At 58.4% G+C, this 23,538-nt stretch carries 29 protein-coding genes and 5 tRNA genes; 26 read left to right on the top strand and 8 right to left on the bottom strand.

What is annotated here, in order from left to right; genetic code table 11:
* The first annotated feature begins 49 nt into the window (after positions 1-49).
* The 3 genes from ACIQ1A_RS03180 to ACIQ1A_RS03170 are packed head-to-tail and all read left to right on the top strand — an operon-like array spanning position 50 to position 2,852.
* Entirely contained in the window at positions 50-1,153 is a 1,104-nt protein-coding gene (locus tag ACIQ1A_RS03180; RefSeq protein ID WP_395769610.1) for an NAD(P) transhydrogenase subunit alpha, read from the top strand.
* The gene (locus ACIQ1A_RS03175) at positions 1,153-1,446 is read left to right on the top strand and encodes an NAD(P) transhydrogenase subunit alpha (RefSeq protein WP_395769609.1); all 294 of its coding nucleotides are present in this window, start codon (positions 1,153-1,155) and stop codon (positions 1,444-1,446) included. Before ACIQ1A_RS03180 ends, ACIQ1A_RS03175 begins: the two co-directional genes overlap by 1 nt.
* 2 nt (positions 1,447-1,448) lie before the next feature.
* Positions 1,449-2,852 carry an NAD(P)(+) transhydrogenase (Re/Si-specific) subunit beta gene (locus ACIQ1A_RS03170; RefSeq protein ID WP_395769608.1) on the top strand — a complete coding sequence of 468 codons (1,404 nt, stop codon included), beginning with the start codon at positions 1,449-1,451 and terminating at the stop codon, positions 2,850-2,852.
* On the opposite strand, the gene ACIQ1A_RS03165 is transcribed toward ACIQ1A_RS03170, so the two are convergent.
* Positions 2,827-3,264 carry a hypothetical protein gene (locus ACIQ1A_RS03165; RefSeq protein ID WP_395769607.1) on the bottom strand — a complete coding sequence of 146 codons (438 nt, stop codon included), beginning with the start codon at positions 3,262-3,264 and terminating at the stop codon, positions 2,827-2,829. The two genes, ACIQ1A_RS03170 and ACIQ1A_RS03165, sit on opposite strands and share 26 nt — an antisense overlap.
* Positions 3,265-3,314: 50 nt before the next feature.
* On the opposite strand from ACIQ1A_RS03165, the gene sufT reads away from it, so the two are divergent.
* Together sufT and ACIQ1A_RS03155 are read left to right on the top strand one after the other, a co-directional pair.
* Positions 3,315-3,875: a putative Fe-S cluster assembly protein SufT gene (gene sufT / locus ACIQ1A_RS03160; RefSeq protein ID WP_395769606.1), complete on the top strand. Its 561-nt coding sequence runs from the start codon at positions 3,315-3,317 to the stop codon at positions 3,873-3,875.
* Between the two features lie 452 nt (positions 3,876-4,327).
* Positions 4,328-4,513, top strand: coding sequence for a hypothetical protein (locus tag ACIQ1A_RS03155; protein ID WP_395769605.1), 186 nt, complete (start codon positions 4,328-4,330; stop codon positions 4,511-4,513).
* A 4-nt stretch (positions 4,514-4,517) separates the two neighbouring features.
* Here ACIQ1A_RS03155 and ACIQ1A_RS03150 read toward each other — a convergent pair whose 3' ends face one another.
* From ACIQ1A_RS03150 to wrbA, 3 genes are read right to left on the bottom strand one after another with little or no spacing between them, the layout of a single operon-like run.
* Entirely contained in the window at positions 4,518-5,003 is a 486-nt protein-coding gene (locus tag ACIQ1A_RS03150) for an asparaginase domain-containing protein (RefSeq protein WP_395769604.1), read from the bottom strand.
* Between the two features lie 33 nt (positions 5,004-5,036).
* Entirely contained in the window at positions 5,037-5,411 is a 375-nt protein-coding gene (locus tag ACIQ1A_RS03145; RefSeq protein WP_395769603.1) for a DUF2069 domain-containing protein, read from the bottom strand.
* The gene (gene wrbA, locus ACIQ1A_RS03140; RefSeq protein ID WP_395769602.1) at positions 5,408-5,998 is read right to left on the bottom strand and encodes an NAD(P)H:quinone oxidoreductase; all 591 of its coding nucleotides are present in this window, start codon (positions 5,996-5,998) and stop codon (positions 5,408-5,410) included. Before wrbA ends, ACIQ1A_RS03145 begins: the two co-directional genes overlap by 4 nt.
* A gap of 37 nt (positions 5,999-6,035) precedes the next feature.
* Here wrbA and ACIQ1A_RS03135 point away from each other — a divergent pair, with 37 nt between their 5' ends.
* Together ACIQ1A_RS03135 and ACIQ1A_RS03130 are read left to right on the top strand one after the other, a co-directional pair.
* Positions 6,036-7,304 (top strand): YihY family inner membrane protein, encoded by a 1,269-nt coding sequence (locus ACIQ1A_RS03135; protein ID WP_395769601.1) that lies wholly within the window; start codon positions 6,036-6,038, stop codon positions 7,302-7,304.
* Entirely contained in the window at positions 7,301-7,807 is a 507-nt protein-coding gene (locus tag ACIQ1A_RS03130) for a TlpA family protein disulfide reductase (protein ID WP_395769600.1), read from the top strand. The genes ACIQ1A_RS03135 and ACIQ1A_RS03130 overlap by 4 nt, the downstream gene beginning before the upstream one ends.
* On the opposite strand, the gene ppk2 is transcribed toward ACIQ1A_RS03130, so the two are convergent.
* Genes ppk2 through hemA form a run of 4 tightly spaced genes read right to left on the bottom strand, consistent with a single transcriptional unit; the run spans position 7,804 to position 11,441 of the window.
* Positions 7,804-8,580, bottom strand: coding sequence for a polyphosphate kinase 2 (ppk2, locus tag ACIQ1A_RS03125; protein WP_395769599.1), 777 nt, complete (start codon positions 8,578-8,580; stop codon positions 7,804-7,806). The two genes, ACIQ1A_RS03130 and ppk2, sit on opposite strands and share 4 nt — an antisense overlap.
* A 14-nt stretch (positions 8,581-8,594) precedes the next feature.
* Complete coding sequence (gene moaB, locus ACIQ1A_RS03120) at positions 8,595-9,101, bottom strand: molybdenum cofactor biosynthesis protein B (protein WP_395769598.1); 507 nt, start codon at positions 9,099-9,101, stop codon at positions 8,595-8,597.
* On the bottom strand, positions 9,098-10,189 hold the full coding sequence (prfA, locus tag ACIQ1A_RS03115; protein WP_395769597.1) for a peptide chain release factor 1: 1,092 nt from the start codon (positions 10,187-10,189) through the stop codon (positions 9,098-9,100). The genes moaB and prfA overlap by 4 nt, the downstream gene beginning before the upstream one ends.
* Complete coding sequence (hemA, locus tag ACIQ1A_RS03110; protein WP_395769596.1) at positions 10,176-11,441, bottom strand: glutamyl-tRNA reductase; 1,266 nt, start codon at positions 11,439-11,441, stop codon at positions 10,176-10,178. Before hemA ends, prfA begins: the two co-directional genes overlap by 14 nt.
* Positions 11,442-11,564: 123 nt before the next feature.
* On the opposite strand from hemA, the gene ACIQ1A_RS03105 reads away from it, so the two are divergent.
* The 19 genes from ACIQ1A_RS03105 to rplL all read left to right on the top strand — a co-directional run bounded on the left by ACIQ1A_RS03105 (position 11,565) and on the right by rplL (position 23,476).
* Entirely contained in the window at positions 11,565-13,148 is a 1,584-nt protein-coding gene (locus ACIQ1A_RS03105) for a hypothetical protein (RefSeq protein ID WP_395769595.1), read from the top strand.
* Complete coding sequence (locus ACIQ1A_RS03100; RefSeq protein ID WP_395769594.1) at positions 13,145-13,720, top strand: outer membrane lipoprotein LolB; 576 nt, start codon at positions 13,145-13,147, stop codon at positions 13,718-13,720. Before ACIQ1A_RS03105 ends, ACIQ1A_RS03100 begins: the two co-directional genes overlap by 4 nt.
* Positions 13,713-14,588, top strand: coding sequence for a 4-(cytidine 5'-diphospho)-2-C-methyl-D-erythritol kinase (ispE, locus tag ACIQ1A_RS03095; protein WP_395769593.1), 876 nt, complete (start codon positions 13,713-13,715; stop codon positions 14,586-14,588). The genes ACIQ1A_RS03100 and ispE overlap by 8 nt, the downstream gene beginning before the upstream one ends.
* 6 nt (positions 14,589-14,594) lie before the next feature.
* Positions 14,595-14,671, top strand: a tRNA-Gln gene (locus tag ACIQ1A_RS03090).
* A gap of 29 nt (positions 14,672-14,700) precedes the next feature.
* A complete protein-coding gene (locus tag ACIQ1A_RS03085; protein ID WP_395769592.1) occupies positions 14,701-15,657 on the top strand; it encodes a ribose-phosphate diphosphokinase in 957 nt (318 codons plus the stop codon).
* A gap of 125 nt (positions 15,658-15,782) precedes the next feature.
* Positions 15,783-16,466: a 50S ribosomal protein L25/general stress protein Ctc gene (locus tag ACIQ1A_RS03080; RefSeq protein WP_395769591.1), complete on the top strand. Its 684-nt coding sequence runs from the start codon at positions 15,783-15,785 to the stop codon at positions 16,464-16,466.
* Between the two features lie 48 nt (positions 16,467-16,514).
* A complete protein-coding gene (pth, locus tag ACIQ1A_RS03075; RefSeq protein WP_395769590.1) occupies positions 16,515-17,099 on the top strand; it encodes an aminoacyl-tRNA hydrolase in 585 nt (194 codons plus the stop codon).
* Positions 17,100-17,127: 28 nt separating this feature from the next.
* Complete coding sequence (gene ychF, locus ACIQ1A_RS03070; RefSeq protein WP_395769589.1) at positions 17,128-18,219, top strand: redox-regulated ATPase YchF; 1,092 nt, start codon at positions 17,128-17,130, stop codon at positions 18,217-18,219.
* 55 nt (positions 18,220-18,274) lie between these two features.
* A tRNA-Tyr gene (locus tag ACIQ1A_RS03065) sits at positions 18,275-18,360 on the top strand.
* A 37-nt stretch (positions 18,361-18,397) separates the two neighbouring features.
* A tRNA-Gly gene (locus ACIQ1A_RS03060) sits at positions 18,398-18,471 on the top strand.
* Positions 18,472-18,506: 35 nt separating this feature from the next.
* A tRNA-Thr gene (locus ACIQ1A_RS03055) sits at positions 18,507-18,582 on the top strand.
* A gap of 59 nt (positions 18,583-18,641) precedes the next feature.
* Positions 18,642-19,832, top strand: coding sequence for an elongation factor Tu (gene tuf / locus ACIQ1A_RS03050; protein ID WP_395769577.1), 1,191 nt, complete (start codon positions 18,642-18,644; stop codon positions 19,830-19,832).
* A gap of 86 nt (positions 19,833-19,918) precedes the next feature.
* A tRNA-Trp gene (locus ACIQ1A_RS03045) sits at positions 19,919-19,994 on the top strand.
* A gap of 26 nt (positions 19,995-20,020) precedes the next feature.
* Entirely contained in the window at positions 20,021-20,398 is a 378-nt protein-coding gene (gene secE, locus ACIQ1A_RS03040; RefSeq protein ID WP_395769588.1) for a preprotein translocase subunit SecE, read from the top strand.
* A 10-nt stretch (positions 20,399-20,408) separates the two neighbouring features.
* Positions 20,409-20,969, top strand: coding sequence for a transcription termination/antitermination protein NusG (gene nusG / locus ACIQ1A_RS03035; RefSeq protein WP_395769587.1), 561 nt, complete (start codon positions 20,409-20,411; stop codon positions 20,967-20,969).
* A gap of 94 nt (positions 20,970-21,063) precedes the next feature.
* Positions 21,064-21,492 (top strand): 50S ribosomal protein L11, encoded by a 429-nt coding sequence (gene rplK / locus ACIQ1A_RS03030; protein WP_395769586.1) that lies wholly within the window; start codon positions 21,064-21,066, stop codon positions 21,490-21,492.
* 3 nt (positions 21,493-21,495) lie between these two features.
* A complete protein-coding gene (rplA, locus tag ACIQ1A_RS03025) occupies positions 21,496-22,197 on the top strand; it encodes a 50S ribosomal protein L1 (RefSeq protein ID WP_395769585.1) in 702 nt (233 codons plus the stop codon).
* 324 nt (positions 22,198-22,521) lie between these two features.
* Positions 22,522-23,049 carry a 50S ribosomal protein L10 gene (gene rplJ, locus ACIQ1A_RS03020; RefSeq protein WP_395769584.1) on the top strand — a complete coding sequence of 176 codons (528 nt, stop codon included), beginning with the start codon at positions 22,522-22,524 and terminating at the stop codon, positions 23,047-23,049.
* A gap of 58 nt (positions 23,050-23,107) precedes the next feature.
* Entirely contained in the window at positions 23,108-23,476 is a 369-nt protein-coding gene (gene rplL / locus ACIQ1A_RS03015) for a 50S ribosomal protein L7/L12 (RefSeq protein ID WP_395769583.1), read from the top strand.
* Positions 23,477-23,538 lie beyond the last annotated feature (62 nt).

The following is a 23,538-nucleotide window of genomic DNA, read 5'->3' as shown; positions in this document are numbered from 1 at the left end:
CCGTAGTGCAAATCCAGTAGGATAGGGCTGTGCCGAGGAGGGCACAGCCATGACCATTGTCGCCATCATTCGTGAACATGCCGCCGGTGAGCGTCGCATCGCGCTGACGCCAGAAACCGCGCGCAAACTGTCGTCCAAAGGCGTTCGGATCGCCATTGAACACGGCGCCGGACTTTCCGCCGGGTTTGCCGATACCGATTACACCGATGCCTTGGTGGCAGATCGCGCTTCGGTACTGGCCCAGGCCGATGTGTTGCTGTGTGTCCAAACACCGGATGCTGAATCCCTGGCTGCACTGAAACCGGGCAGCATTCTCATCGGTGCCTTGGCGCCGCACCGCAGCGATTCGCCTCTGCCGATCTATCTGCAGCAACGTCTCTCCGCATTCGCCCTCGAAAAACTGCCGCGGACGACCCGTGCCCAGGCCATGGATATCCTCAGCTCGCAGGCCGGCATGGCCGGCTATAAAGCTGTGTTGATTGCCGCGCAGTTGGCGCCCCGGTTTTTCCCGATGTTGACCACCGCCGCCGGCACAATACGGCCATCGAAAGTCCTGATTGTCGGCGCCGGCGTTGCCGGTTTGCAGGCCATCGCCACAGCCAGACGACTGGGCGCCCAGGTTGAAGGTTTCGATGTGCGCCCGGAAACCCGGGAGCAGATTGAATCGCTCGGCGGAAAATTTCTCGATCTTGGCGTCAGTGCTGCAGGAGAAGGAGGCTATGCGCGTGCGTTGACCGATGAAGAGCGCGCATTGCAGCAGGAGCGGCTTGCCGAACACCTTAAACAGGTCGACGTCATCGTGACCACCGCCGCCGTCCCGGGTCGTCCTGCACCCAAAATCATCACCGAGGCCATGGTTGCCGGCATGCGGCGCGGTAGCGTCATCGTTGATCTTGCTGCCGAAACCGGCGGTAACTGCAGTTTGACCGAACCAGGCGAAGAGAAAGACTGCAACGGCGTGCTGGTTGCCGGGCCGCTGAATCTGGCCAGCATGGGTGCCGTGCATGCCAGCGAGATGTATGCCCGCAATCTTTTGAATTTCCTCACGTTGATGATTGTCGAGGACGGAACGCTCAAGATTCCGTTTGAAGATGAGTTGGTCGCCAAGACCTGCATCGCCCATGACGGTGCCGAACCGGCGCAAGGAGCTTGATGATGGACGGTTTTCTCTATTTGTATGTATTCATATTGGCGGCATTCACCGGCTATGAAATTATCGGCCGGGTACCGGTCATCCTGCATACGCCACTGATGTCCGGTTCCAACTTCGTGCACGGCATCGTGCTGGTTGGCGCCATCGTCGTGCTTGGCCATGCCGACAGCACGCTCGAGAAGGTCATTGGATTCATCGCGGTGGTGCTCGGGGCCGGAAACGCCGCGGGTGGCTATGTGGTGACCGAGCGCATGCTTGAAATGTTCAAGCCGTCCGGACCGAAGGAGGGCTGACCATGGACATCACCGCATTGCTGGTCCGCACCGCTTTCCTGGTGGCAGCGCTACTTTTCATTCTCGGTATCAAGCGCATGGCTTCGCCGCTCAGTGCCCGCAGCGGCATCCAGTGGGCCGGCGCAGGCATGGTGCTGGCCACCGTCGCCAGTTTTTTCTATAAAGATGATTCCGGTCAAACGCTGCATAATCTGCCCTTGATTCTGGCTGCCCTCGCTCTGGGTACCGTGGCGGCATGGGTCTCCGGAAAGAAAGTCGCGATGACCGACATGCCGCAGATGGTTGCGCTTTACAACGGCATGGGCGGCGGTTCCGCAGCGGCCATCGGTCTGGTAGAGCTCCTGAAGTTCTCCGCCGCATCCGGGTCAGCACCGCGTGCCGCCGTCGTGTTCGCCGTCATCGGTTCGCTGATTGGATCCATTTCCCTGACCGGCTCATTAATTGCCTGGGCAAAGCTCGACGGGCGCATGGACAAACGATTTACTTTCCCCGGCCAGCAGGCATTCAATCTTCTGGTCTTCATCGGTGCTCTGGTTCTGGGTGTGATGTCCATGCTTTGGCTGCAGCAGCCGGTCATCCTCGGATTCTTCGTGCTGGCGTTGGCGGTTGGCCTGTTGATGACGCTGCCGATCGGCGGCGCCGACATGCCGGTGGTGATTTCGCTTTACAACGCATTGACCGGGCTGGCCGTGGCATTCGAAGGCTATGTGCTGGGCATCGAGGCACTGATCATCGCCGGCATGGTGGTCGGCGCGGCCGGCACTATGCTGACCCAGCTGATGGCCAAGGCGATGAACCGTTCCATCTCCAGCGTCTTGTTTGGAAGCTTCGGCCAGCAGGGCGAGGCTGCGGAAATCACTGGAGCGCAGAAACCCATTGATGCCGCTGATGTCGCGGCGATGATGGCCTATGCAGAACGTGTGGTCATCGTTCCGGGTTACGGTCTGGCGGTCGCGCAGGCGCAGCATAAAGTCTGGGAGCTGACCCAGCTGTTGCAGAAACGCGGCGTCAAGGTCCGCTTCGCCATCCATCCGGTCGCCGGCCGCATGCCGGGCCATATGAATGTGCTGCTCGCCGAAGCCGGTGTTCCCTATGATCTGATCGCGGATATGGACGACATCAATCCCGAGTTCGGGGTGACTGATGTCTCTCTGGTCATCGGCGCCAATGACGTGGTCAATCCGGTGGCGAAGACCGATCCGTCCTCTCCGATCTTCGGCATGCCGATTCTGGATGTGGTGAACTCGAAGAACACGGTGGTGATCAAGCGTGGCAAGGGCACCGGTTTCGCCGGCATCGAGAATGCCCTGTTCTACGCCGACAACACCCGCATGCTCTACGGCGACGGTGCCAAGGCAGTGGCGGAACTGGTTGCCGAAATCAAGGCGATTGACGGCGGCCACTGATTCCGGTCTTGGCCAACACCAAGGCAAGAACCGGCGATGCAGCCAATAACGACCAATCCAAGGGCTGTAAGCGCATCGCCAGCAGATTGCCGAACAGGCCGAAACCCATGCCGCCTGCGCTGGTATGCAGGCCGAAACCTGTCGCGAAGCTCACGTTCAGTGCGGTAATCAGCCAAAGGCTTGCCAGACAACACAGGAAAGTCAGAACCGGTGCAATCCAGGCCGGACTGCGTTGGTCGCGTGAGCGCATCCATCGTTCCAGCAAAGCGATGTCGGCTGCCGCGACCAGCGCGAACCAACACAGCGCATCATCGGCGCCTGCGGATAACGTGAACCATACCGCCATCATGGCCAGTGCGGCCAGCAGACTGATGATCAGGGGTTTGAACAGGGAATGTCGCGACGTTGACACGGTATTGGAAGGATTCCAGTAAACTAGCCACCAGTTTACCCTCTGGAAATATGATTGTGTCGTACTCACGCACCAGCGAGCCCATCAAATTCGAACGTGATTGCGACGTTGTGCTGGTTCCACAGGGGGATAATGTCTCGCTTCCGGCCGGTACGGTCGGATACATCACCCAAGCCTTGGGTGGTTCGTTCACGGTATTTGTCGAGGGCAATCTTTTCCGTGTTGCCGGTGAAAACGCCGATGCCATCGGTAAGACCGCCCCCAAACCCCTGGAATTGGCCGATACCGAAGACGACGATGCGGTGGAAAAGCTGGTCTGGCAGCAACTGCGGACCTGTTTTGACCCGGAAATCCCGATCAATGTGGTCGAATTGGGGTTGATTTACGACTGTCAGATCGAGCGCCTCCCGGATGGCCAGCGCAAGGCCGCCATCCAAATGACCCTGACCGCACCGGCCTGCGGCATGGGGGATGTCCTCGTCGATGATGTCCGGACCAAGGTCGAGCGTGTCCCGACCATCATCGAGGCCGATGTGGATCTGGTGTTCGATCCGCCATGGGGCCGGCACATGATGAGTGAGGCCGCGCAGCTTGAGACGGGAATGTTATAAGTTAACATTCATTAGAGGTCGTTTTTGCCCTTCAGCGTCACATACTGACGCTATTAGTAACTTATTGTATAAGTTCACAAAAATGTTACAAAGCCGTTCGGTTTTGTCTATAATCGCAGTCTACAATCTGTGATGTGGTGCACAGTAGCCACTTTATTATTTGTCAGGGGATCTTGCAGGGGAGTTGCAGTTGCGGGTACATGTAAGCATTTTGCCCATATACCGTCTCTCTTGCGATGACTACAGTATTCACTTTCGATTCACGCAAAATTCATTTTTCAACACAGCTATTGCGTTGCGGTACCTCGACCAGGAACGGCAGCACATGAGGATTCTTTCTATGAAGTCTGTCCGTCGTCCGCTGGTGCCTGCATTTTCCAATGCATATCTTCACTTCAATCCCGCACAGGCAAGCAGGCTTGCGGCTCTGGCGCTCGTGATGTGTGCCGGGCATGTCTTCCGGAGCGACCGACAGTCTGTATTTCAGGGCCGCCGGAATACCTTCCTACGGGGTTTCAGGCGCCTATGTCCGGCCGGAAGATGATTATTCGCACGGCCTGAACGAGCGTGTGCCGGTGTCGACTGTCGCCCGGGGTCTAAAGCACTGGCATGTTCTGATGAAAGAGCTGGCGAAATAGGCCGTTAAAGCGCTTCGAAGCGGTTTGCTGAAACGTTCTTCTTGACCTTGGCCGGATCCCAGATGCAGCCATTCATGGCGATGTAAACGCCAGGCGGCAGGCTTTGTACCGCGCCGACAGCGGTGCCGATATTGAATTCGGCATCCGATCCTCGGAAGCTGGCCGGATTGAGGGCGCCGGTCAGCACCATCGTTTTTCCGGGAATCGCCGACAGCACCTTGGCCGTTTCCACCATGGTGTCGGTGCCATGGGTAATCAGGATACGGGATTCATCACGGTTTTCGATGGTTGCCTTCAGCAACTCGCGGTCCGCTTGATTGATGTGCAGTGAATCCTTGCGCATCACCGGTACCACGGTGAATGGAATCACCACACCCAGTTCTTTGAGAATCCGGCCGATCTGCGGTTCACCGACTTGATAGTCGGATTTGTCATCGAAATAAATCTTGTCGATGGTACCGCCGGTGGTCAGGATCAGAAGGGAATTCATGCACATCTCCAGGTTGTCGCTATTTTACCGGCTTCAGGTATCGCCGCGCTTGAACAGTTTGGCTTTCAGTCCGTCCCAATTGCCGGCGAAGATGATCCAAAGCGACAGAAGCAATTCCACCAATGGCATCGGCCAGGTGTCCGGCACTGTCCAAAGCTCGGTAATGGCATGACAGAAGTACAACAATGCTGCGATGCCGCCCCAGAATACCGCAGATGGTCGACGAAACAGGGCGAGCAGGGCAGCTGGAAGCATCGGTGCTACGGCCAGTCCGGTCGCAACCGACTTAGGGAGCACCTCAGATGGCGAAAGCCAGGTCAGCCAGGCGACCATCCAGATCAGCAGGCTGAATATGCCAAGAACGGCATAGCGTTTGGCCAGGCTGGCACGGGAAACGAGTGCGTTCATGCGCCCAGCTTCAGTGCAATGCCACCGACTCGGCGACCGAGTGCTTTCGCCAACTCGGTTTCGTCTTCGCTGAACGGTTGTTTGCCGTCGCCGCCACTGACATGGCTGGCACCGTAGGGTGTGCCGCCGGTCCGGGTACTGGACAGACGGGACTCGGTGAACGGGATGCCGACCAGCAGGCAGCCATGATGCAATAGCGGCAGCAGCATGCTCAGCAGTGTCGATTCCTGACCACCGTGCATGGTCGCCGTTGAAGTGAATACCGCCGCCGGTTTGGCGGCCAAGGTTCCGCTGGCCCATTCGGCACCGGTGCCGTCCCAGAAGTATTTCATCGGCGCCGCCATGTTGCCGAAACGGGTAGGGCTGCCGAGAATCAGGCCGGCACAATCGGCGAGATCCTGTTTGGTCACGAAGGGCGCACCGGTCTCGGGAACCGCAGGTTCGGTGGCAAGGTGATTGGCCGAAACTGCCGGAACGCAGCGCAGACGAGCCACGCATCCGCTTTCTTCGACACCGCGGGCGATCAAGTTCGCGAGTTGCTCGACCGAGCCGTTCCGGCTGTAGTAGAGGATGAGGATTTCGGTCATGTCAGCGCCTGGCTGTGGGCATTGCTATACTTTAACAATGCACAGGCTCAAAACAAAGCTATTGGAAGGTCCGCATGCACATAATGTCGATAAAATCGGCAATTTTGCACGCCATCTTCTCAAACGCTTCATCGATGACCGCTGCTTCGAATCGGCAGGATCGCTTTCCTATACCAGCATTCTGGCGGTGGTGCCGTTCGCCGCCGTGGTATTTGCCGTACTGGCGGCCTTTCCAATTTTCGACCAGTGGACGCAGAACCTGGTCGATTTCATGTTCGATAATTTCGTGCCGGGTGTTGCCGACAACCTCGAGCAGAGTCTGCGCACTTTCACCGACAGCACCCGGACCTTGCCGGCAAAAGGCGTTTTGGCGTTGCTGCTGTCGGTCGGTTTGACCATGTGGAGCGTGGAGAAGGCCTTCAATCGGATTTGGCGGGTGCCGGCACCGAAGCCGAAACTCCTGCGCTTTCTGGCCTATTGGGGATTATTGACGGCCGGATCCCTGTGCGTGGTTTCCCTGTTGGCGCTGAATTCAGCGCTGAGTGTGTACATCAATTTGGCCGATTACACCCCCGGATATCTGGATGGCGTTGGACTGGTGCTCGCACCGGTGTTGATCGAATTCATCGGGTTCAGTGCCGCCTACTGGTTGATACCGCATCGATCGGTTCCTCTGCGCTATGCGCTGACCGGCGGCATCATCGCCACGGTTCTGTTCGAATTGCTGAAATGGCTTTTCGCGATTTACCTTCAGTCCGTTTCATTCCGGCATATTTACGGTGCCATGGCCGTGGTGCCCATCACCCTGGTCTGGCTATATGCGGTGTGGCTGGTTGTCTTGTTCGGTGCCTCCTTGACCGCATCCCTGGCCTCATTCCGCTACCGGCCCAAAGCCGTTCGGGCCGCCAAAGGGCTCGATTTTTATTGGGTTCTGCGCCTGGTCGCCCGTTTCCAGCAAGCCCGTACCCAACGTATCCATCTGCCATTCAACAGCCTGGCCTTGCTGGAGCCCAATATCGCCGAGCCGATGATGCGCAGTTATTTGGCCGGTCTTGCCGGCATGGGACTGATTGCGAGCGACAGCCATGACCATTGGTGGCTCAGTGGTTCATTATCCGAACATACCCTGAAAGACCTGCATCAGGGTCTCGGTCTGCGAATTCCAGTGGAAGACATCGACCTGCCTTCGCAGGGCGATGACATCGATGCGCTTATACTGCCAATAATCGAAGTTCTGCGCGGGTCCCTCAAAGCGCCACTCGAACGCCCTTTGTCCCTTTGTTTTACCGAGGTTTCCGCACCATGATCCAAAAATCCCTTTTTATGGCGCTGCTGGTCCTCGTTCTGGCCGCCTGCAGCGATAAACCCGCTGCATCCCCGGAAGCGGCGTTTGTGGCCTCTAAACAGACGCCGGCGCTCACCGTGGAAACTTTCCAAGGCGGCAAATTCGATCTTGCCGAACACCGTGGCAAATGGGTGGTGGTGAATTTCTGGGCGACCTGGTGCGCCCCTTGTCTCAAGGAAATTCCGGATTTCAACGCATTCGCCAAATCCCGGAAGGATGTGCAGTTCATCGGCTTGGCTTATGAGGAAATCGAGCGGGACGATATGACTGCATTTCTGAAAGAGCATCCGATTGATTATCCGTTCGCCATCATCGATGTCTACAATCCGCCGGAGCACTTTGAAACACCGCGTGGCCTGCCGATGACCGTTCTGATTGCGCCCGGAGGGAAGGTGGTCAAGACCTTCCTGGGTCCGGTGACTTCGGCGGATCTGGCCGAGGTAATCGGACCGCCCGCTAATTAATTGGCTTTGATCGGTTTAGGCGGGACGCGGTATTGTTCCTTTCGCGGCTTGCCTGATAGCGGTTTCCACTCCGGGGTGATGACTTTCACCGAATCATCCGGAAAGTTTGCGATGAAATGCCGGATCAGGTTCAGGCGTCCGAGCTTCTGACTGTTGAAATCGACCAACGTCCATGGCGCATGTTTGGTGTGCGTTGCTTCCAGCATGGTTTCACGTGCGGCAGTGTAGTCATCGTACTTGGCACGGGAGAGGATATCTACCGGCGACAGCTTCCACTGTTTGAGTGGATCATCAAGCCGCTCACGGAAGCGTTCCTCCTGCTCGTCCTGATCGACGGTGAGCCAGTATTTGAACACTAGGATGCCGTCGTCAACCAACATTTTTTCCAGAACCGGCACCTGCTTCAGGAAGTCTTTGGTTTGTTGTGGTGTGCAAAACCCCATCACCTTATCGACCCCGGCCCGGTTGTACCAACTGCGGTCGAAAAATACGAACTCCCCGGCCGCAGGCAGGTGCGCCAGATACCGCTGGAAATACCACTGACTGGCCTCAGCTTCCGTTGGCTTGCCCAGCGCCACGGTCCGGCACGAGCGGCTGTTCATATGAGCCTTGATGGCGGCGATTACGCCACCCTTGCCTGCGGTGTCGCGACCTTCGACTAGAACCACGACGCGTTTGCCGTTTTTCTGCACCCAGTGCGTGATGCGGTTGAGTTCGATCTGGAGCTTGGCCAATTCGGTTTCGTATTCTTTTTTTCCGATTTTCTTGGACATGCGGCCTCATGGGCTCAGCGTTCGTGCAGTCGCGGTTTCAATGTTGCCAGATTACAGGGCTTGGTGGCATGGTTCAATTGATGGCGGAGGATCTCGTTCCAGGCCAAACGACAGGCTCCGGTTGATCCGGGCAGACAGAAGATGAATACGCCGTTGGCCAGGCCGGCCAAGGCCCGCGATTGCAGGCTGGAGGTGCCGATATCAGCATAGCTTAGATGACGGAACAGTTCGCCGAAGCCCGGCATTTCCTTGTCGAGCAGAGGCTGAACCGCTTCGGGCGTGCTGTCACGTCCGGTAAAGCCGGTGCCGCCGGTACACAGAATGCCGTCCACTGCAGGGTCGGCAATCCACTGCGAGAGCAGGGCGCGGATGCGGTACTTGTCATCAGGCAGCAGGCCTCGCGCGTACAGGTGGTGGCCGTCTGTCTGCAGTGCTTCGCACAGGAATGAACCGGAGGCGTCGTCGGTTTCGGTCCGGCTGTCGCTGATGGTAAGCACGCACAGATGGAGTCCGGTTGTCATGGATTGCCCTCGGTCAGTAGTTTCAGTTCGTCGGCCTGGTTTTCGACCGTCAGCCGTTCGATCAGCTCATCAAGGTCACCGGCAATGATTTCCGGAAGCCGATAGAGAGTCAAGCCCTCCACGCGATGGTCAGTGATGCGTCCCTGCGGAAAATTATAGGTGCGTATGCGTTGGCTCCGGTCGCCGCTGCCAACCTGCAGCCGTCGTGACTCGGCCTGAGCCGCATTCTGTTTTGCCCGTTGTTCATCGAGCAGACGCGCCTTCAGCAGACTCATCGCCCGTGCACGGTTTTTGTGCTGGCTGCGCTCATCCTGGCACTCGACCACGAGGCCGGTTGGCAAATGGGTGATGCGAATAGCCGAATCGGTTTTGTTGACGTGCTGGCCGCCGGCACCGGAGGCCCGGAAGGTGTCAGTACGGATATCACCCGGCGGGATATCGATATCTGTGACTTCGTCCATCTCCGGGAGGATGGCAACGGTTGCTGCCGAGGTGTGGATGCGCCCCTGGGTTTCCGTGTCGGGTACGCGTTGCACGCGGTGCGTCCCCGATTCGAATTTGAATTTCGAGAACGCGCCTTTGCCCTCGATGCGCGCAATGATTTCCCGGTAACCGCCGTGTTCACCCGGATTGCTCGACAGAATTTCCAGCGGCCAGCGTTTGCGTTCGGCGTAGCGCGCATACATGCGGAACAGATCTCCAGCGAAAATCGCAGCCTCGTCACCGCCGGTGCCGGCGCGGATTTCCAGGAACAGATTGGCCTCGTCACGCGTGTCAGCCGGAATCAGCAACAATCCGAGCCGCGATTCGAGATGCTGCATGGCCGCTTTAAGACGGGGAATTTCTTCCTCGGCAAGATCGCGCATCTCCGGGTCCGACCGCCAGGCTTCCGCCTGTTCGAGATCACGCCGTGCCTGATCATAGGCGCTCAGTCCGGAAGTCACCGGATCCAGCTGCGCATATTCCTGGGAGAGTTCACGGAAACGGGTGTTGCTGCCGATGACGGCCGGATCCGACAATAAGCGCCCGACTTCCTCGTGCCGTTCCGCCAGATGTTCGAGTTTACGCAGAAGTTTAGGGCTGAGCATCGGAGTCGAGCTGGAAAATCTGTTCGGCGGCACGCATCAGTGCGGTATCGCCGTCACGTGCCGCCTGTTTCAAAACTGCCGTGGGGGCATGCAGGAATTTGTTGCTGAGCTGGTTGGCCAGCATTTCAAGAACCGCATCGGTGTCTTCGCCGCGGGCCAGTGCCTGTCGTGCTTTTTCCAGCTGCAGGTCGCGCTCGTGTTCGGCGCGCTGGCGAAGCTTCAGCAGGCCTCCCTGGTGTTCCATGGCTTTCATTTCCGCAAAGAAATGCTCGGCATGCAGAGAGATGAGTGCTTCCGCTTCCACTGCGGCCTGTTGACGGAATGCACGGCCTTCTTCGAGCACATGGTCGAGGTCATCCACCGTATACAGGTAGACATCGTCCAGATCCGCGGCTTCGGGCGCGATGTCACGTGGTACCGCCAGATCGATCAATAGCATCGGTTTGTGGCGGCGCTGAGTGATGGCGGCGGCGATGTCGTCGGCGTGCAGCACCGCCACCGGACTGGCGGTGGCGCTGATGACGATATCCGCCTCGGCCAGATGTTTGGCGGCATCTGACAAAGGGAGTGCGTACGCCGAGAAGCGGGAGGCGAGGGCCTGGGCGTGCTCCAGCGTCCGGTTCGCGATGACCATCCGTTTCACATTCGCCTGTGCCAGATGCTGTGCCGCCAGTTCGATGGTCTCGCCGGCACCGATCAGCATCACGCTGGATTGGTCGAGTTGACTGAACAGTTGCCGGGCCAATTTCACGCTGGCATAGGCGACGGACACCGGATGCGCGCCGATACGGGTCTCGGTCCGGATGCGTTTGGCTGTGGCGAAGGTCTGCTGGAACAGGCGGTCGAGCAGGCCGTGCACGCTCTGTTGCTGACGGGCCATGGACCAAGCCTGTTTGACCTGTCCGAGGATCTGCGGCTCGCCCATGATGAGGGAGTCGAGACCGGATGCCACTCTGAACAGATGCCTTACCGCCTGCTCGTCCTGATGCTGATACAGGTAGTGGCTGAGGGTCTCGGGTGCGATGCCGTGATGTTCGGCCAACCAGCGCGCCAGTGCCGATTCATGTTCGGGGGCGATATGGCTGTAGATTTCAGTCCGGTTGCAGGTGCTGAGTAATACGGCCTGTTCGACACCGGGCACTTGCATCAGAGCCGCAAGTGCCTGGCTTTGCTGGCTGTCCGACACGCTCACGCGCTCGCGCAGGTCAACCGGCGCGGTCTGGTGATTCAAGCCAAGGACAAACAGGGACATAGTGGGGCTCAGGCAATGACGGTTTATTTTAGCCTGTGTACACTGTGTTGTATGCGTCCAATTGCCTTCAGCGCCGTGTTTGCCTTATTGCCGGCACTTTTCCCTTCAGCCGGGCGCGCCGATATGCCCGCATTGCCGGCCGACCGGCTGGAGGCCTTGCTGCAAAGCGAGTTCCAGTTCCAGTCCGGTCAGTTCAATCAGGCCTTTTCCTATTATCGATTGCAAGCCCCCGCGCAGCTCAGTGCAGATGAGCTCCTGCGCGGTAGTCAGTTGGCGACCGTGCTGGGCGAAACGGCGTGGCTGGCCAATTTGGACGGCGCGCCAGCCCTGGCTGAGGCCCCCCAGATCGATCTCATCCGACAACGTTTTGAAAGAGCACTGCAGGCGGGCCGAAGCGATTCGGCGCAACAGGCCTGGCAGTCACTGCTCCGGCATTCGGATGAGCGTGGCCTCTACGCATCCCGTGCAGTCGCCGAAACCTATGCTGCCCGTCATCAGGCGGTGCTTTCTGCGGCGTTGGCCATCTATGCAGACCGTCCGGATTTGACTCCGGCAGAACGATTCGAACTGTTCCAGTTCGCCTATCTATGGCGACTCGAGGAGTTGGCGGACCGCTTGCAAGGCGGGCTGCCGCCCAAAAGTACAGAAGCATCTCTGGCCGCTACTCTCCGTGAGTGCGTTGACGGTGCCGCCGATGCCTGCAAGCGCCGTCTGCAGCGGCTCGATCCATTGGATTTGAGTGAGTGGCAACGACGCAGCGTTCTGGTGCTGGCACAGAAGGCCGGAGATGCGGAACAGAACCGGCGATGGCTAGAAGTCTTGCCGCAGGATGGCGGCACCTATTACCAGCGGATTGTTTTACTCGGCCGTGCCATGGATGACGCGAAGGCACGCGAATTGTTGGCGCAGATCCGCAAAGATGCCGCTTTGGACGATTTTCAGCGCCCGGTGCTGCTGGGCTCACTCAGAGAACTTCTGAAAGACTGGCCGGAGGCGGAAACCAATTACCGCGAGGCCTTGGCGGCCGGTGTGCCGACCACCGCCAGCGTCCGCCTGGCGGTGGTGCTATTCCGACAAGGGAAACGGGAAGCGGCATTCGCCCAATTACAGGCGGTTGCCGCAGATACCGGCTTATCCGATGAAATCCGCCGCGACGCCTTCCAGACTGAAGTCCAGTTCCACCGCATTCTGCGCAGTGATGAACGTGATGACGAGGTGCTCAATGCCGTATACCGTCGCGGGCTTGCGCTTTGGCCGCAGGCCAATCCATTGCGTTATCAGTTCGCCATGCGTTTGTTCGGCCAGGACCGGCTTGAACCTGCCATGTCGGAATTGCAAACCATTCTGAAAGCAGCACCCGCGGACGCCGATGCCCTCAATGCCTATGGCTTCACACTGGCCAAGGAGCTGAATAAGCCGCGTGCCGCTTATAAACCGCTTGCCCAGGCATTTCTTCTGTCGCCCGAACAGCCTGAAATCCTCGACAGCTATGGCTATGTCCTGTTCCGTCTGGGCAGGGACAAGGAGGCGCTGATCCACCTTCAGAAAGCCTGGCAGCTGACGCCGTCGGCCGTTACCGCTGGCCATCTGGGCCAGGTGTTTCTGCGCATCGGCGACCGCCAGCAGGCACAAGTCTACCTTGAAAAGGGTCTCCAGCTGGATGCCTCGGAAGCCGAATTACTGGCGCTGCAGGAGCAGATGCGTTGAAAGCCTTGGTTTTGCCGGCCCTGCTGCTTCTGGCTGGCTGTACGTCCGTTGTCAGTCGTCCGGATCCTGTCCGAAGTGAAGCGGCGCGTGAGGAATATCTGACCGCGAATGCCAACTGGGCCTTTACCGGCCGTCTGGCTTACGCCCGTGCCGGAAAAGGCGGTTCGGCTCGCATCCAATGGCGTCAGACCGGCGAAACCTCGGATGTCCGGGTGACCGGGCCGTTGGCCATGGGGTCAGCCCATTTGCGCGTTGATGCGAATCAGGCCCAGATCTTGGATGCGGGCGGCCAGCCGCTGAAATCCGGGCCGTCCGAGGCGCTTTTGGCTGAGCTGTTGCAGGTGCCGGCACCTTTGCCGCCATTGCCTGAGGGCTTGCGGGCATTCTGGCCGGAAAAGCCGGAATGGAACGCTTCCGCATCCACCGGGTCCGTGCGTATCGCCGACTGGTCCTGGCGCTATGCCGACTGGCGTGATGAACCCGTGCGCTTGCCGGGCATGATCATCATTGAACGTGGCCAGACCCGTCTTCGGCTGGTAATTGATCAGTGGCAGGAGCTGCCCCGTGACTGAACCCGGCTGGAGCTCCTGGCCGGCACCGGCCAAAATCAACCTGTTTTTACGCATCACCGGCCGCCGCAGTGACGGCTACCATTGCCTGCAAACCGTGTTCCAGCTGCTTGACTGGGGGGATACCGTACGCCTTCGGGTGCGCCTGGACGGCCGAATCAGCCGGCTCGAAGTCCCCGGTTATGACGTGCCGGAGGCGCTGGATATCACCGTGCGTGCTGCCAAGGCACTGAAGACGGCTACCGATTGCCCGCTCGGGGTGGAGATCGCGATTGACAAGCAGATTCCCCTCGGCGGAGGCTTCGGTGGCGGGTCGAGCGATGCTGCTACCGTGCTTCTGGTTCTCAATCACCTGTGGGGATTGAATTTGCCCGAAGCACGCTTGGCGGAGATTGGTCTTACCCTTGGGGCCGATGTGCCTGTATTCGTGCATGGGCAAAATGCCTGGGCGGAAGGGGTGGGTGAACGCTTAACGCCGATTCAGCTCCCGCAGGCATGGTTTTTATTGATTGATAGCGGCGTGCACGTGCCGACGGCTGAACTTTTTCAATCGTCGCAATTGACGCGCGACCAAAAATTGGTGAAAATAGCGGGCTACGTAAGTGGTTCGTTGCTCGATAACGCATTTGAACCGGTAGTCCGCGCGCTGCAACCCCGGATCGATTCGGTGTTTGCGGCCATGGCGGGCTTCGGCAAAGTTGCGCTTACCGGTACCGGAGGCGGGTGTTTCCTGCGTTTCGATTCGAAAGAAGCGGCGCTGGAAGCTCAGGCCGGATTGCCTGAAGGCTACCGCTCTTGGGTGGTGTCGTCAGCAGCGGAGTCGACGTTGTTGCAGGCCTTGCGGCTTGCGCGGCACGAATCCATTACATGAAGAAATTGGGGCGTCGCCAAGAGGCCCAAGGCACCGGGTTTTGATCCCGGCATTCGTAGGTTCGAATCCTACCGCCCCAGCCAATTTCTGAACAATGCGTCAAGGGCCAACGATGAGTAAGCAAAACATGCTCGTTTTTTCGGGTAATGCGAATCGCCCCTTGGCGCAAGCGGTGTGTCGCGAACTCGGCGTGCCCATGGGCAAAGCCCTGGTCGGCAAATTCTCCGATGGCGAAGTGCAGGTCGAAATCGAAGAAAACGTCCGTGCCCAGGATGTTTTCGTCATTCAGCCGACCAACGCCCCGTCGGCCGAACATCTGATGGAGCTGCTGGCGCTGATCGATGCGCTTAACCGCGCCGCCGCCAACAGCGTCACCGCCGTCGTGCCTTATTTCGGTTATGCCCGCCAGGACCGCCGCCCACGCTCTGCCCGGGTGCCGATTACTGCCAAGGTCGCCGCCAAGATGTTCAGCGTGGTCAATACCGATCGCGTCATCACCATGGACCTGCACGCCGAACAGATTCAAGGCTTTTTCGACTGCCACGTCGATAATGTTTACGCTTCGCCGCTGTTGCTTGCCGATATCTGGCGCAACCACGGCACCGACAACATCATCGTGGTCTCGCCCGACGTCGGCGGTGTGGTGCGTGCGCGTGCCATTGCCAAGCGTCTGGATGACGCCGATTTGGCCATCATCGACAAGCGTCGGCCGCGTGCCAACGTGGCCACGGTGATGAACATCATCGGTGATGTGTCCGGCAAGACCTGCGTCATGGTCGACGATATCGTGGATACCGCCGGCACCCTGTGCGCCGCCGCCAACGCCCTCAAGGCGCAGGGCGCGGTCAAGGTCGTGGCGTACTGTACTCACGCGGTTCTATCCGGTGCCGCGATTGCCAATGTCACCAACTCGGCGTTGGATGAACTGGTTGTGACCGATACCATTCCGCTCAGCGACGCGGCCAAGGCCTGTGGCCGTATCCGCCAGCTGAGCGTGGCCGAAGTGCTGGCCGAAACCATCCGGCGCATCGCGCTGGGCGAGTCGGTCAGTTCGCTGTACGTCGATTGATTCTTTTTGTGGGTGGGTGCCGGGCGCATGCGCACGGCAAAAACCCAAACCTTGCTCATTTGGTCGCGAATGAGCGCACTCCCCGTCGCGAGGCGGTTTAACGTAAGTCAATTAAGGTGATTTTTATGTCAGAACATCAACTCAATGCAAGTGCCCGCAAGGATGAAGGCAAAGGTGCGAGCCGCCGCCTCCGTCATGCCGGCCAGGTGCCCGCCATCGTGTATGGCGGCAGCGCCACTCCGGAATCAATCCAGGTCGAACACAACCATCTCTGGCATATCAGCCAGAATGAGTGGTTCTACGCCTCGATTCTCACCCTGAACGTCGACGGCAAGGGCCAGCGCGTCCTGTTGCGCGATATGCAGCGTCATCCGTTCAAACAGCAGATCATGCATTTGGATTTTCAGCGCATCGATGAAAACGAAGCCATCCGTTTCAACGTGCCGCTGCACTTCCTGAACCAGGAAAAATCCCCGGCTGGTAAAACCGCCGGCGTGATCGTCACCCACGAGCTGAACGAAATCACCATCGTCTGCCTGCCGCGCAACCTGCCGGAATTCATCGAGGTCGACCTTTCGGCCCTGACCGCCGGCGATATCGTGCACATATCGGCGCTGAAACTGCCGGAAGGCGTCACTCTGCCTGCGCTGAAGCTCGGCAAAGAGCATGATCTGGCGGTCGTCATCGCCAAGCATGCCCGTGGCCAGGAAGAAGACACCGCTGCACCGGAAGCCGGTGCCGAAGTGCCGTCGACCAAGGCCGCCAAAGCCGCCGCTGCTCCGGCCGCTGCGCCTGCCAAGAAGAAGTAATGGGTATTGCCGCCGCTGTCGGGTTTCCGGCAGGGGCGGCATCCGGTTATGGAAGCGATTTCGCTTATCGTCGGTCTGGGCAATCCCGGATCCGAATACGCCCGAACCCGGCACAATGCCGGGTTTTGGTTTATTGATGCGCTGGCCGAGAAATATCAGGCGCGCTGGAACACCGACAAAAAATTACAGGCGGAGACCGCCAAAATCACAGTGTCCGGACACAGTATGCACTTGTTGAAGCCGTTGACGTTCATGAACGTCTCGGGTCGTCCGGTGGTTGCGGGCCTGCATTACTGGAAAATCGATCCGGCCGCCTGTCTGTTGGTCCATGACGAACTCGACTTGGCGCCGGGAACCGCGCGCCTGAAGTTTGATGGCGGCCATGGCGGACAGAACGGTCTGCGCGATACCATGGCCCAGCTCGGTCATGGCGGATTCCATCGTCTCCGGATCGGAATCGGCCATCCGGGACACAAAGACAAGGTCACGCCCTGGGTGCTCGGCCGGCCGGGCGCGGAGGATGCGGTTGCGATATTGCAGGCGGTCGATACGGCCATTGGTGTCGTGCCGATGTTGGCCGATGGGCGTATCAATGACGCCATGAAACAGTTACATACACCGGCGGCGAAGTGACGCAGTCGGCAACATATAGAGGTTAACAATGGGTATCAAATGCGGTATCGTCGGCTTGCCGAACGTCGGAAAATCTACTCTTTTCAATGCCTTAACCAAGGCCGGCATTGCTGCCGCGAACTTTCCGTTCTGCACCATCGAGCCCAATACTGGCGTGGTGCCGGTCCCGGATCCGCGATTGGCGCAGTTGGCGGAAATCATCAAGCCACAAAAAGTCATTCCGACCTCGTTCGAATTCGTCGACATCGCCGGTTTGGTTGCCGGAGCCTCGAAAGGCGAGGGGTTGGGCAATAAATTCCTGGCGCATATCCGTGAAGTGGATGCCATAGCGCATGTAGTGCGGTGCTTCGAACATGGCGAAATCGTGCATGTGAACGGCAAAGTCGATCCGATTTCCGATATTGAAACCATTGATACCGAGCTGGCTCTGGCGGATCTGGATTCCGTCGATAAAGCCCTGTTGCGCACCGAAAAGCTGGCCAAGGCCGGTGATAAGGACGCTGCCGCCCGCAAACCGGTGTTGCAGCTCCTGCGAGACGGGCTGGACGTTGGCAAAACCGCACGTGCTCTGGGCCTGGATGCGGAACAGAAGGCGCTGGTGCGTGATCTGTTCCTGCTGACCCTGAAACCGGTCATGTATGTGGCCAACGTGCTTGAGGACGGTTTCGAAAACAACCCCCACCTGGACAAGGTCCGTGCCCGTGCCGAGGCTGAAGGTGCCCAAGTGGTCCCCGTCTGTGCCGCCATCGAAGAGGAGCTATCCCAACTCGAGGACGATGAGCGCCAGGAGTTCCTGACCGATCTGGGGCTGGACGAGCCGGGACTGAACCGGGTCATCCGGGCCGGTTACACGCTTTTGGGCATGCAGACCTACTTTACGGCCGGGGTCAAAGAGGTCCGGGCCTGGCAGGTCCACAAGGGCGCCACCGCCCCGCAGGCCGCCGCCGTGATTCATACCGATTTCGAAAAAGGCTTCATCCGGGCAGAAACCGTCGCATTTGTCGATTTCATCCAATACAGGGGCGAGGCCGGTGCCAAGGAAGCCGGACGCCTCCGTCTGGAGGGCAAGGATTACCTCGTGCAGGAAGGCGATGTCCTTCACTTCCGGTTTAATGTCTGAGCCATTTAGGCGTTGACAAAGCCCGAATATCGAGCGAAAATAACGGGCTAACTCTGGAGGGATACCCAAGCGGCCAACGGGGGCAGACTGTAAATCTGCTGGCTTACGCCTTCGGTGGTTCGAATCCACCTCCCTCCACCAGTTTATTTTTTTGTGCGGTTCCAGCTTTGATGCAAAGGCGGGATTAGTTTAATGGTAGAACCTCAGTTTTCCAAACTGATCGCAGGAGTTCGATTCTCCTATCCCGCTCCATTAAAACGCGTTTGATTTTGTTGTTTTGTATTGCCGCTCACGTAGCTCAGTCGGTAGAGCACTTCCTTGGTAAGGAAGAGGTCGAAGGTTCGATTCCTTTCGTGAGCACCAGTTCCACCCAGTCCGCCCGCGGATTGGCCTCCATTCCACAATTTGCTTGAGAGATCATCATGTCAAAAGGTAAGTTCGAACGTACCAAGCCCCACGTGAACGTGGGCACCATCGGCCACGTGGATCATGGCAAGACCACGCTGACTGCAGCCCTGACGAAGGTCGGCGCGGAGCGTTTCGGCGGCGAGTTCAAGGGTTACGACCAGATTGACGCGGCTCCGGAAGAAAAAGCGCGCGGCATTACGATTTCGACTGCCCACGTGGAATACGAATCGGAAAACCGTCACTACGCGCACGTGGATTGCCCGGGACACGCCGACTATGTGAAGAACATGATTACCGGTGCTGCCCAGATGGACGGCGCGATTCTGGTGTGCTCGGCCGCTGACGGCCCGATGCCGCAGACCCGCGAACACATCCTGCTGTCGCGCCAGGTTGGCGTGCCTTACATCGTGGTGTTCCTGAACAAGGCCGACATGGTCGACGACGCCGAGCTGCTCGAGCTGGTCGAAATGGAAGTCCGTGAACTGCTGAGCAAGTACGATTTCCCGGGCGACGACACTCCGATCATCGCCGGTTCGGCCCGTCTGGCGCTGGAAGGCGACCAATCGGAAATCGGCGTTCCGTCGATCATCAAGCTGGTCGACGCTCTGGACACCTGGATTCCGGAACCGCAGCGTGAAATCGACAAGCCGTTCCTGATGCCGGTGGAAGACGTGTTCTCGATCTCGGGCCGCGGCACCGTGGTGACCGGCCGTATCGAGTGCGGCGTGATCAAGGTCGGCGAAGAAATCGAAATCGTCGGTATCCGTCCGACCCAGAAGACGACGGTGACCGGCGTGGAAATGTTCCGCAAGCTGCTGGACCAGGGTCAGGCGGGCGACAATGCCGGTCTGCTGCTGCGCGGCACCAAGCGTGACGACGTCGAGCGCGGCCAAGTGCTGTGCAAGCCGGGTTCGATCACCCCGCACACCGACTTCGAAGCCGAAGTTTACGTGCTGAGCAAGGACGAAGGCGGCCGTCATACTCCGTTCTTCAAAGGTTACCGTCCGCAGTTCTATTTCCGCACCACCGACGTGACCGGCGCTTGCCAGTTGCCGGAAGGCGTGGAAATGGTAATGCCGGGTGACAACGTGAAGATGGTGGTGAGCCTGATTGCCCCGATTGCCATGACCGAAGGCCTGCGTTTCGCGATCCGCGAAGGCGGCCGTACCGTCGGCGCCGGCGTGGTGGCCAAAGTCATCAAGTAACTGATTTGCCGGCACGCTTTGTGTGCCGGCACAACCCATAATGGCGGACCGGAAACGGTCCGCCATCGCCCGTTAAATAAGCATGTACGCCAGTAGCTCAATTGGCAGAGCAGCGGTCTCCAAAACCGCAGGTTGGGGGTTCGAGTCCCTCCTGGCGTGCCACTTCGGGTGTTAGATCAAGAGTGCGAATGAATACAAAAGTCGAAAATCAGAGTGGAACCAGCGTCTTGGATTATGGCAAGTACGCCTTGGCCGTATTGATCGCTGCAGCCGGTGTCGCGGTGTTCTACATGATGCCGCAGTGGTCGGGCGTCATCCGGGGGCTGTTGGTAGCCGTCGGTTTCGGGTTGGCGCTGGTTGTTTACGGTTTGACTGCCAAGGGTCGCGAAGCCCGGGAGTTTTTCTCGGATTCGCTGTTCGAACTGCGTAAGGTGGTCTGGCCGACGCGTGAGGAATCCTACCGGATTACCGGCATGGTGTTGGTCGTTGTTCTGTTGATCAGTCTGATTCTGTCCGGTTTCGACTTCGTCATATCGTGGCTGATCAAATTGCTGTTGGGCAGTTAAGGAGTTCTCTGTGAGCAAGCGTTGGTATGTTGTACACGCCTATTCGGGCTTCGAGCACCAGGTCCAGCGGAGCCTGCTGTCCCGTATCGAGCGCGCTGGCATGCAGGACAAATTCGGCCAGGTTCTCGTGCCGACCGAAGAAGTCGTCGAGATGCGTGGCGGTCAGAAGCGTAAGTCCGATCGGAAGTTCTTCCCGGGCTATGTGCTTGTACAGATTGAAACGAGCACCGAAGGCACCGTGCCGCTGATTGACAATGAAAGCTGGCATTTGATCAAGGAAACCCCGAAGGTGCTGGGCTTCATCGGTGGCACGCGCGAGCGCCCGCTGCCGATTAAAGACACCGAGGCCGATGTCATTCTGCAACGCGTGCAGGATGGTGTTGACAAGCCGCGCCCGAAAGTTCTGTTCGAACCGGGACAACTGATCCGCGTGGTCGATGGTCCTTTCAATGATTTCAACGGCACTGTCGAAGAAATCAATTACGAAAAGAGCCGCCTGCGCGTGGCGGTAATGATTTTCGGCCGTTCCACTCCCGTCGAACTCGAGTTCGGCCAGGTGGAAAAGGCCTAAAGGCCGGAGCGCCTTCGGGTGTTCCGTTTTCAAGCGTAAGGAGGAGTCCCGCAGCCCTAGGCGTGCAGACGTTTGAACTCCAGGAGTAAACAACATGGCAAAGAAAGTAGTCGGTTACATCAAACTGCAGGTGAAAGCCGGGCAGGCAAACCCGAGTCCGCCGGTCGGTCCCGCACTGGGCCAACGCGGTCTCAATATCATGGAATTCTGTAAAGCGTTCAACGCCGCGACCTCCAAACTGGAGCCGGGCCTGCCGACGCCGGTGATCATCACCGCTTATTCCGATCGTACCTTCACCTTCGTCACCAAGAGTACCCCGGCTTCCGTGCTTCTCAAGAAGGCCGTGGGCATCACCTCGGGCTCCAAGCGTCCGAACACCGAAAAGGTGGGCAAGGTGACCCGTCAACAACTGGAAGACATCGTGAAAGCGAAAGAACCCGATCTGACCGCTGCTTCGCTTGATGCCGCCGTGCGTACCATCGCCGGCAGCGCGCGCAGCATGGGTCTCGTGGTGGAGGGCTAAGACATGGCAAAGCTGACCAAACGTTTCAAAGCACTGCAGGCAACCGTGGTTGCCGGCAAATCCTATCCGCTCGAAGAGGCCCTGAAGCTTCTGCAGGCCAATGCCAACGCCAAGTTCGTCGAATCGATCGACGTCGCCGTGCGTCTCGGCGTTGATGCCAAGAAGTCCGATCAGCAGGTCCGTGGCGCCACCGTACTCCCGGCCGGTACCGGCAAATCGGTGCGTGTCGCCGTGTTCTGCCCGGCCGGTGCCAAGGCCGATGAAGCCCTGGCTGCCGGTGCTGAAGTTGTCGGTATGGACGATCTGGCCGACAAAATGCTGGCTGGTGATCTGAACTATGACGTCGTGATCGCGACCCCGGACGCCATGCGCGTCGTCGGTAAGCTCGGCCAGGTTCTCGGCCCGCGCGGCCTGATGCCGAACCCGAAAGTCGGCACCGTATCGCCGAATCCTGCCGAAGCCGTTCGCAACGCCAAAGCCGGCCAGGTCCGTTACCGTACCGACAAGGCCGGTATCATCCACTGCACCATCGGCAAGGCCAACTTCGCCGTCGACGCACTGAGCAACAACCTCAATGCGCTGCTGCAGGACCTGATCAAGGCCAAGCCGTCTTCGGCCAAAGGACAGTATCTGCAGAAGATTTCGCTGAGCTCCACCATGGGCGTCGGCGTTGTCATCGACCAGTCCTCGCTGACCTTGAAGTAATCGTTTTACGCGGACGGGAGTGTCGCCCCGTCCGTCATGAATTTGAAGGCAAGTCGCCTGCAAGGGCGGCAAGCCATCAAAGACCGTAGGTGCCTATGGCGCACATCGTAATCGGGCAGGGATGCTGGATTGGCATGGATTCGATGCGGTGTTAGCGGATAGGTTTAATCGTGGGGTAACCCCTACCTGCGTAGATGGTGCCGAAATCTGGATTTTCTGGAACGGCCACCACTGGGACATACGTCCCCGGTATCGAAGGATCGATATCGCCCTCGGACCACAATCGGCAGGAGCCGAAAGTGGATTTCAATTGAAGGAGTAACAATGGCTCTCAATCTGTCACAGAAGCACGAAGTAGTCGCTGAAATTGCAGACGTTGCATCGAAAGCTCAATCCTTGGTTGCTGCAGAGTACGCAGGCGTCACGGTTGGTCAAATGACCTCCATGCGCAAGAAGGCTCGCGAAACCGGCGTGTACTTGAAAGTTGTCAAGAACACCCTGGCTGAGCGTGCCGTCAGCGGTACCGAATTCGAGAACGTAAAAGATTCTCTGACCGGCCCGTTGCTGTATGCGTTCTCGATGGAAGACCCTGGCGCTGCCAGCCGTCTTATCAAGGAATACGTAAAGATCAACGACAAGCTAAAAGCGAAGATCGTTTCCATTGGCGGCAAGATCTACCCGGCCTCGCACATTGAAGTGCTGGCTTCGCTGCCAACCCGCGATCAAGCGTTGTCGATGTTGGCACGCGCCCTTTCCGAACCAGCGGCGATGTTCGCTCGTGCGGTCAAGGCTGTTGCCGACAAGCAAGGCGGCGGCGAAAAGGCCGTGGTCGAGGCTCCGGCCGAAGCTTGAAGCATTCACGAAAACGCATTCTCAAACAATCCAGTAATTAAATTCAGAGGTAAATACAATGTCCCTTTCCAATGACCAAATCGTTGAAGCGATCGCCACCAAGACCTTGATGGAAGTAATGGAACTCGTTCGTGCCATCGAAGAAAAATTCGGCGTTTCCGCCGCCGCTCCAGTAGCCGCTGCAGGCCCTGCCGCTGCTGCTGCCGCTGTTGAAGAACAAACCGAATTCACGGTTGTCCTGAAAGCTGCCGGCGAGAAGAAAGTTGAAGTTATTAAAGCCGTTCGTGCCATCACTGGCCTTGGTTTAAAAGAAGCGAAAGACCTGGTTGAAGCCACCGGTATCGTCAAAGAAGCCGTGTCCAAGGCCGACGCTGACAAGTTCAAGAAAGAACTCGAAGCAGCCGGCGCCACGGTTGAAGTCAAGTAATCGACGCTTGCCGTCGCTGACTTGCATCAGTAAAGGAAAGGCTGGGGGTGAAAACCCCCGGC

It is taken from the genome of Arenimonas sp. (assembly GCF_044353605.1).
GTDB lineage: Bacteria > Pseudomonadota > Gammaproteobacteria > Xanthomonadales > Xanthomonadaceae > Arenimonas.
This window is presented reverse-complemented; position numbering and strand designations above follow the sequence as displayed.

Excerpts from the sequence above, each read along its gene's own strand:
- ACIQ1A_RS03180 (WP_395769610.1), top strand. The coding sequence starts at position 50 with ATGACCATTGTCGCCATCATTCGTGAACATGCCGCCGGTGAGCGTCGC.
- ACIQ1A_RS03175 (WP_395769609.1), top strand. The coding sequence starts at position 1,153 with ATGATGGACGGTTTTCTCTATTTGTATGTATTCATATTGGCGGCATTC.
- ACIQ1A_RS03170 (WP_395769608.1), top strand. The coding sequence starts at position 1,449 with ATGGACATCACCGCATTGCTGGTCCGCACCGCTTTCCTGGTGGCAGCG.
- sufT (WP_395769606.1), top strand. The coding sequence starts at position 3,315 with ATGATTGTGTCGTACTCACGCACCAGCGAGCCCATCAAATTCGAACGT.
- ACIQ1A_RS03155 (WP_395769605.1), top strand. The coding sequence starts at position 4,328 with ATGTCTTCCGGAGCGACCGACAGTCTGTATTTCAGGGCCGCCGGAATA.
- ACIQ1A_RS03150 (WP_395769604.1), bottom strand. The coding sequence starts at position 5,003 with ATGAATTCCCTTCTGATCCTGACCACCGGCGGTACCATCGACAAGATT.
- ACIQ1A_RS03145 (WP_395769603.1), bottom strand. The coding sequence starts at position 5,411 with ATGAACGCACTCGTTTCCCGTGCCAGCCTGGCCAAACGCTATGCCGTT.
- wrbA (WP_395769602.1), bottom strand. The coding sequence starts at position 5,998 with ATGACCGAAATCCTCATCCTCTACTACAGCCGGAACGGCTCGGTCGAG.
- ACIQ1A_RS03135 (WP_395769601.1), top strand. The coding sequence starts at position 6,036 with ATGCACAGGCTCAAAACAAAGCTATTGGAAGGTCCGCATGCACATAAT.
- ACIQ1A_RS03130 (WP_395769600.1), top strand. The coding sequence starts at position 7,301 with ATGATCCAAAAATCCCTTTTTATGGCGCTGCTGGTCCTCGTTCTGGCC.
- ppk2 (WP_395769599.1), bottom strand. The coding sequence starts at position 8,580 with ATGTCCAAGAAAATCGGAAAAAAAGAATACGAAACCGAATTGGCCAAG.
- moaB (WP_395769598.1), bottom strand. The coding sequence starts at position 9,101 with ATGACAACCGGACTCCATCTGTGCGTGCTTACCATCAGCGACAGCCGG.
- prfA (WP_395769597.1), bottom strand. The coding sequence starts at position 10,189 with ATGCTCAGCCCTAAACTTCTGCGTAAACTCGAACATCTGGCGGAACGG.
- hemA (WP_395769596.1), bottom strand. The coding sequence starts at position 11,441 with ATGTCCCTGTTTGTCCTTGGCTTGAATCACCAGACCGCGCCGGTTGAC.
- ACIQ1A_RS03105 (WP_395769595.1), top strand. The coding sequence starts at position 11,565 with ATGCCCGCATTGCCGGCCGACCGGCTGGAGGCCTTGCTGCAAAGCGAG.
- ACIQ1A_RS03085 (WP_395769592.1), top strand. The coding sequence starts at position 14,701 with ATGAGTAAGCAAAACATGCTCGTTTTTTCGGGTAATGCGAATCGCCCC.
- ACIQ1A_RS03080 (WP_395769591.1), top strand. The coding sequence starts at position 15,783 with ATGTCAGAACATCAACTCAATGCAAGTGCCCGCAAGGATGAAGGCAAA.
- pth (WP_395769590.1), top strand. The coding sequence starts at position 16,515 with ATGGAAGCGATTTCGCTTATCGTCGGTCTGGGCAATCCCGGATCCGAA.
- ychF (WP_395769589.1), top strand. The coding sequence starts at position 17,128 with ATGGGTATCAAATGCGGTATCGTCGGCTTGCCGAACGTCGGAAAATCT.
- tuf (WP_395769577.1), top strand. The coding sequence starts at position 18,642 with ATGTCAAAAGGTAAGTTCGAACGTACCAAGCCCCACGTGAACGTGGGC.
- secE (WP_395769588.1), top strand. The coding sequence starts at position 20,021 with ATGAATACAAAAGTCGAAAATCAGAGTGGAACCAGCGTCTTGGATTAT.
- rplK (WP_395769586.1), top strand. The coding sequence starts at position 21,064 with ATGGCAAAGAAAGTAGTCGGTTACATCAAACTGCAGGTGAAAGCCGGG.
- rplA (WP_395769585.1), top strand. The coding sequence starts at position 21,496 with ATGGCAAAGCTGACCAAACGTTTCAAAGCACTGCAGGCAACCGTGGTT.
- rplJ (WP_395769584.1), top strand. The coding sequence starts at position 22,522 with ATGGCTCTCAATCTGTCACAGAAGCACGAAGTAGTCGCTGAAATTGCA.
- rplL (WP_395769583.1), top strand. The coding sequence starts at position 23,108 with ATGTCCCTTTCCAATGACCAAATCGTTGAAGCGATCGCCACCAAGACC.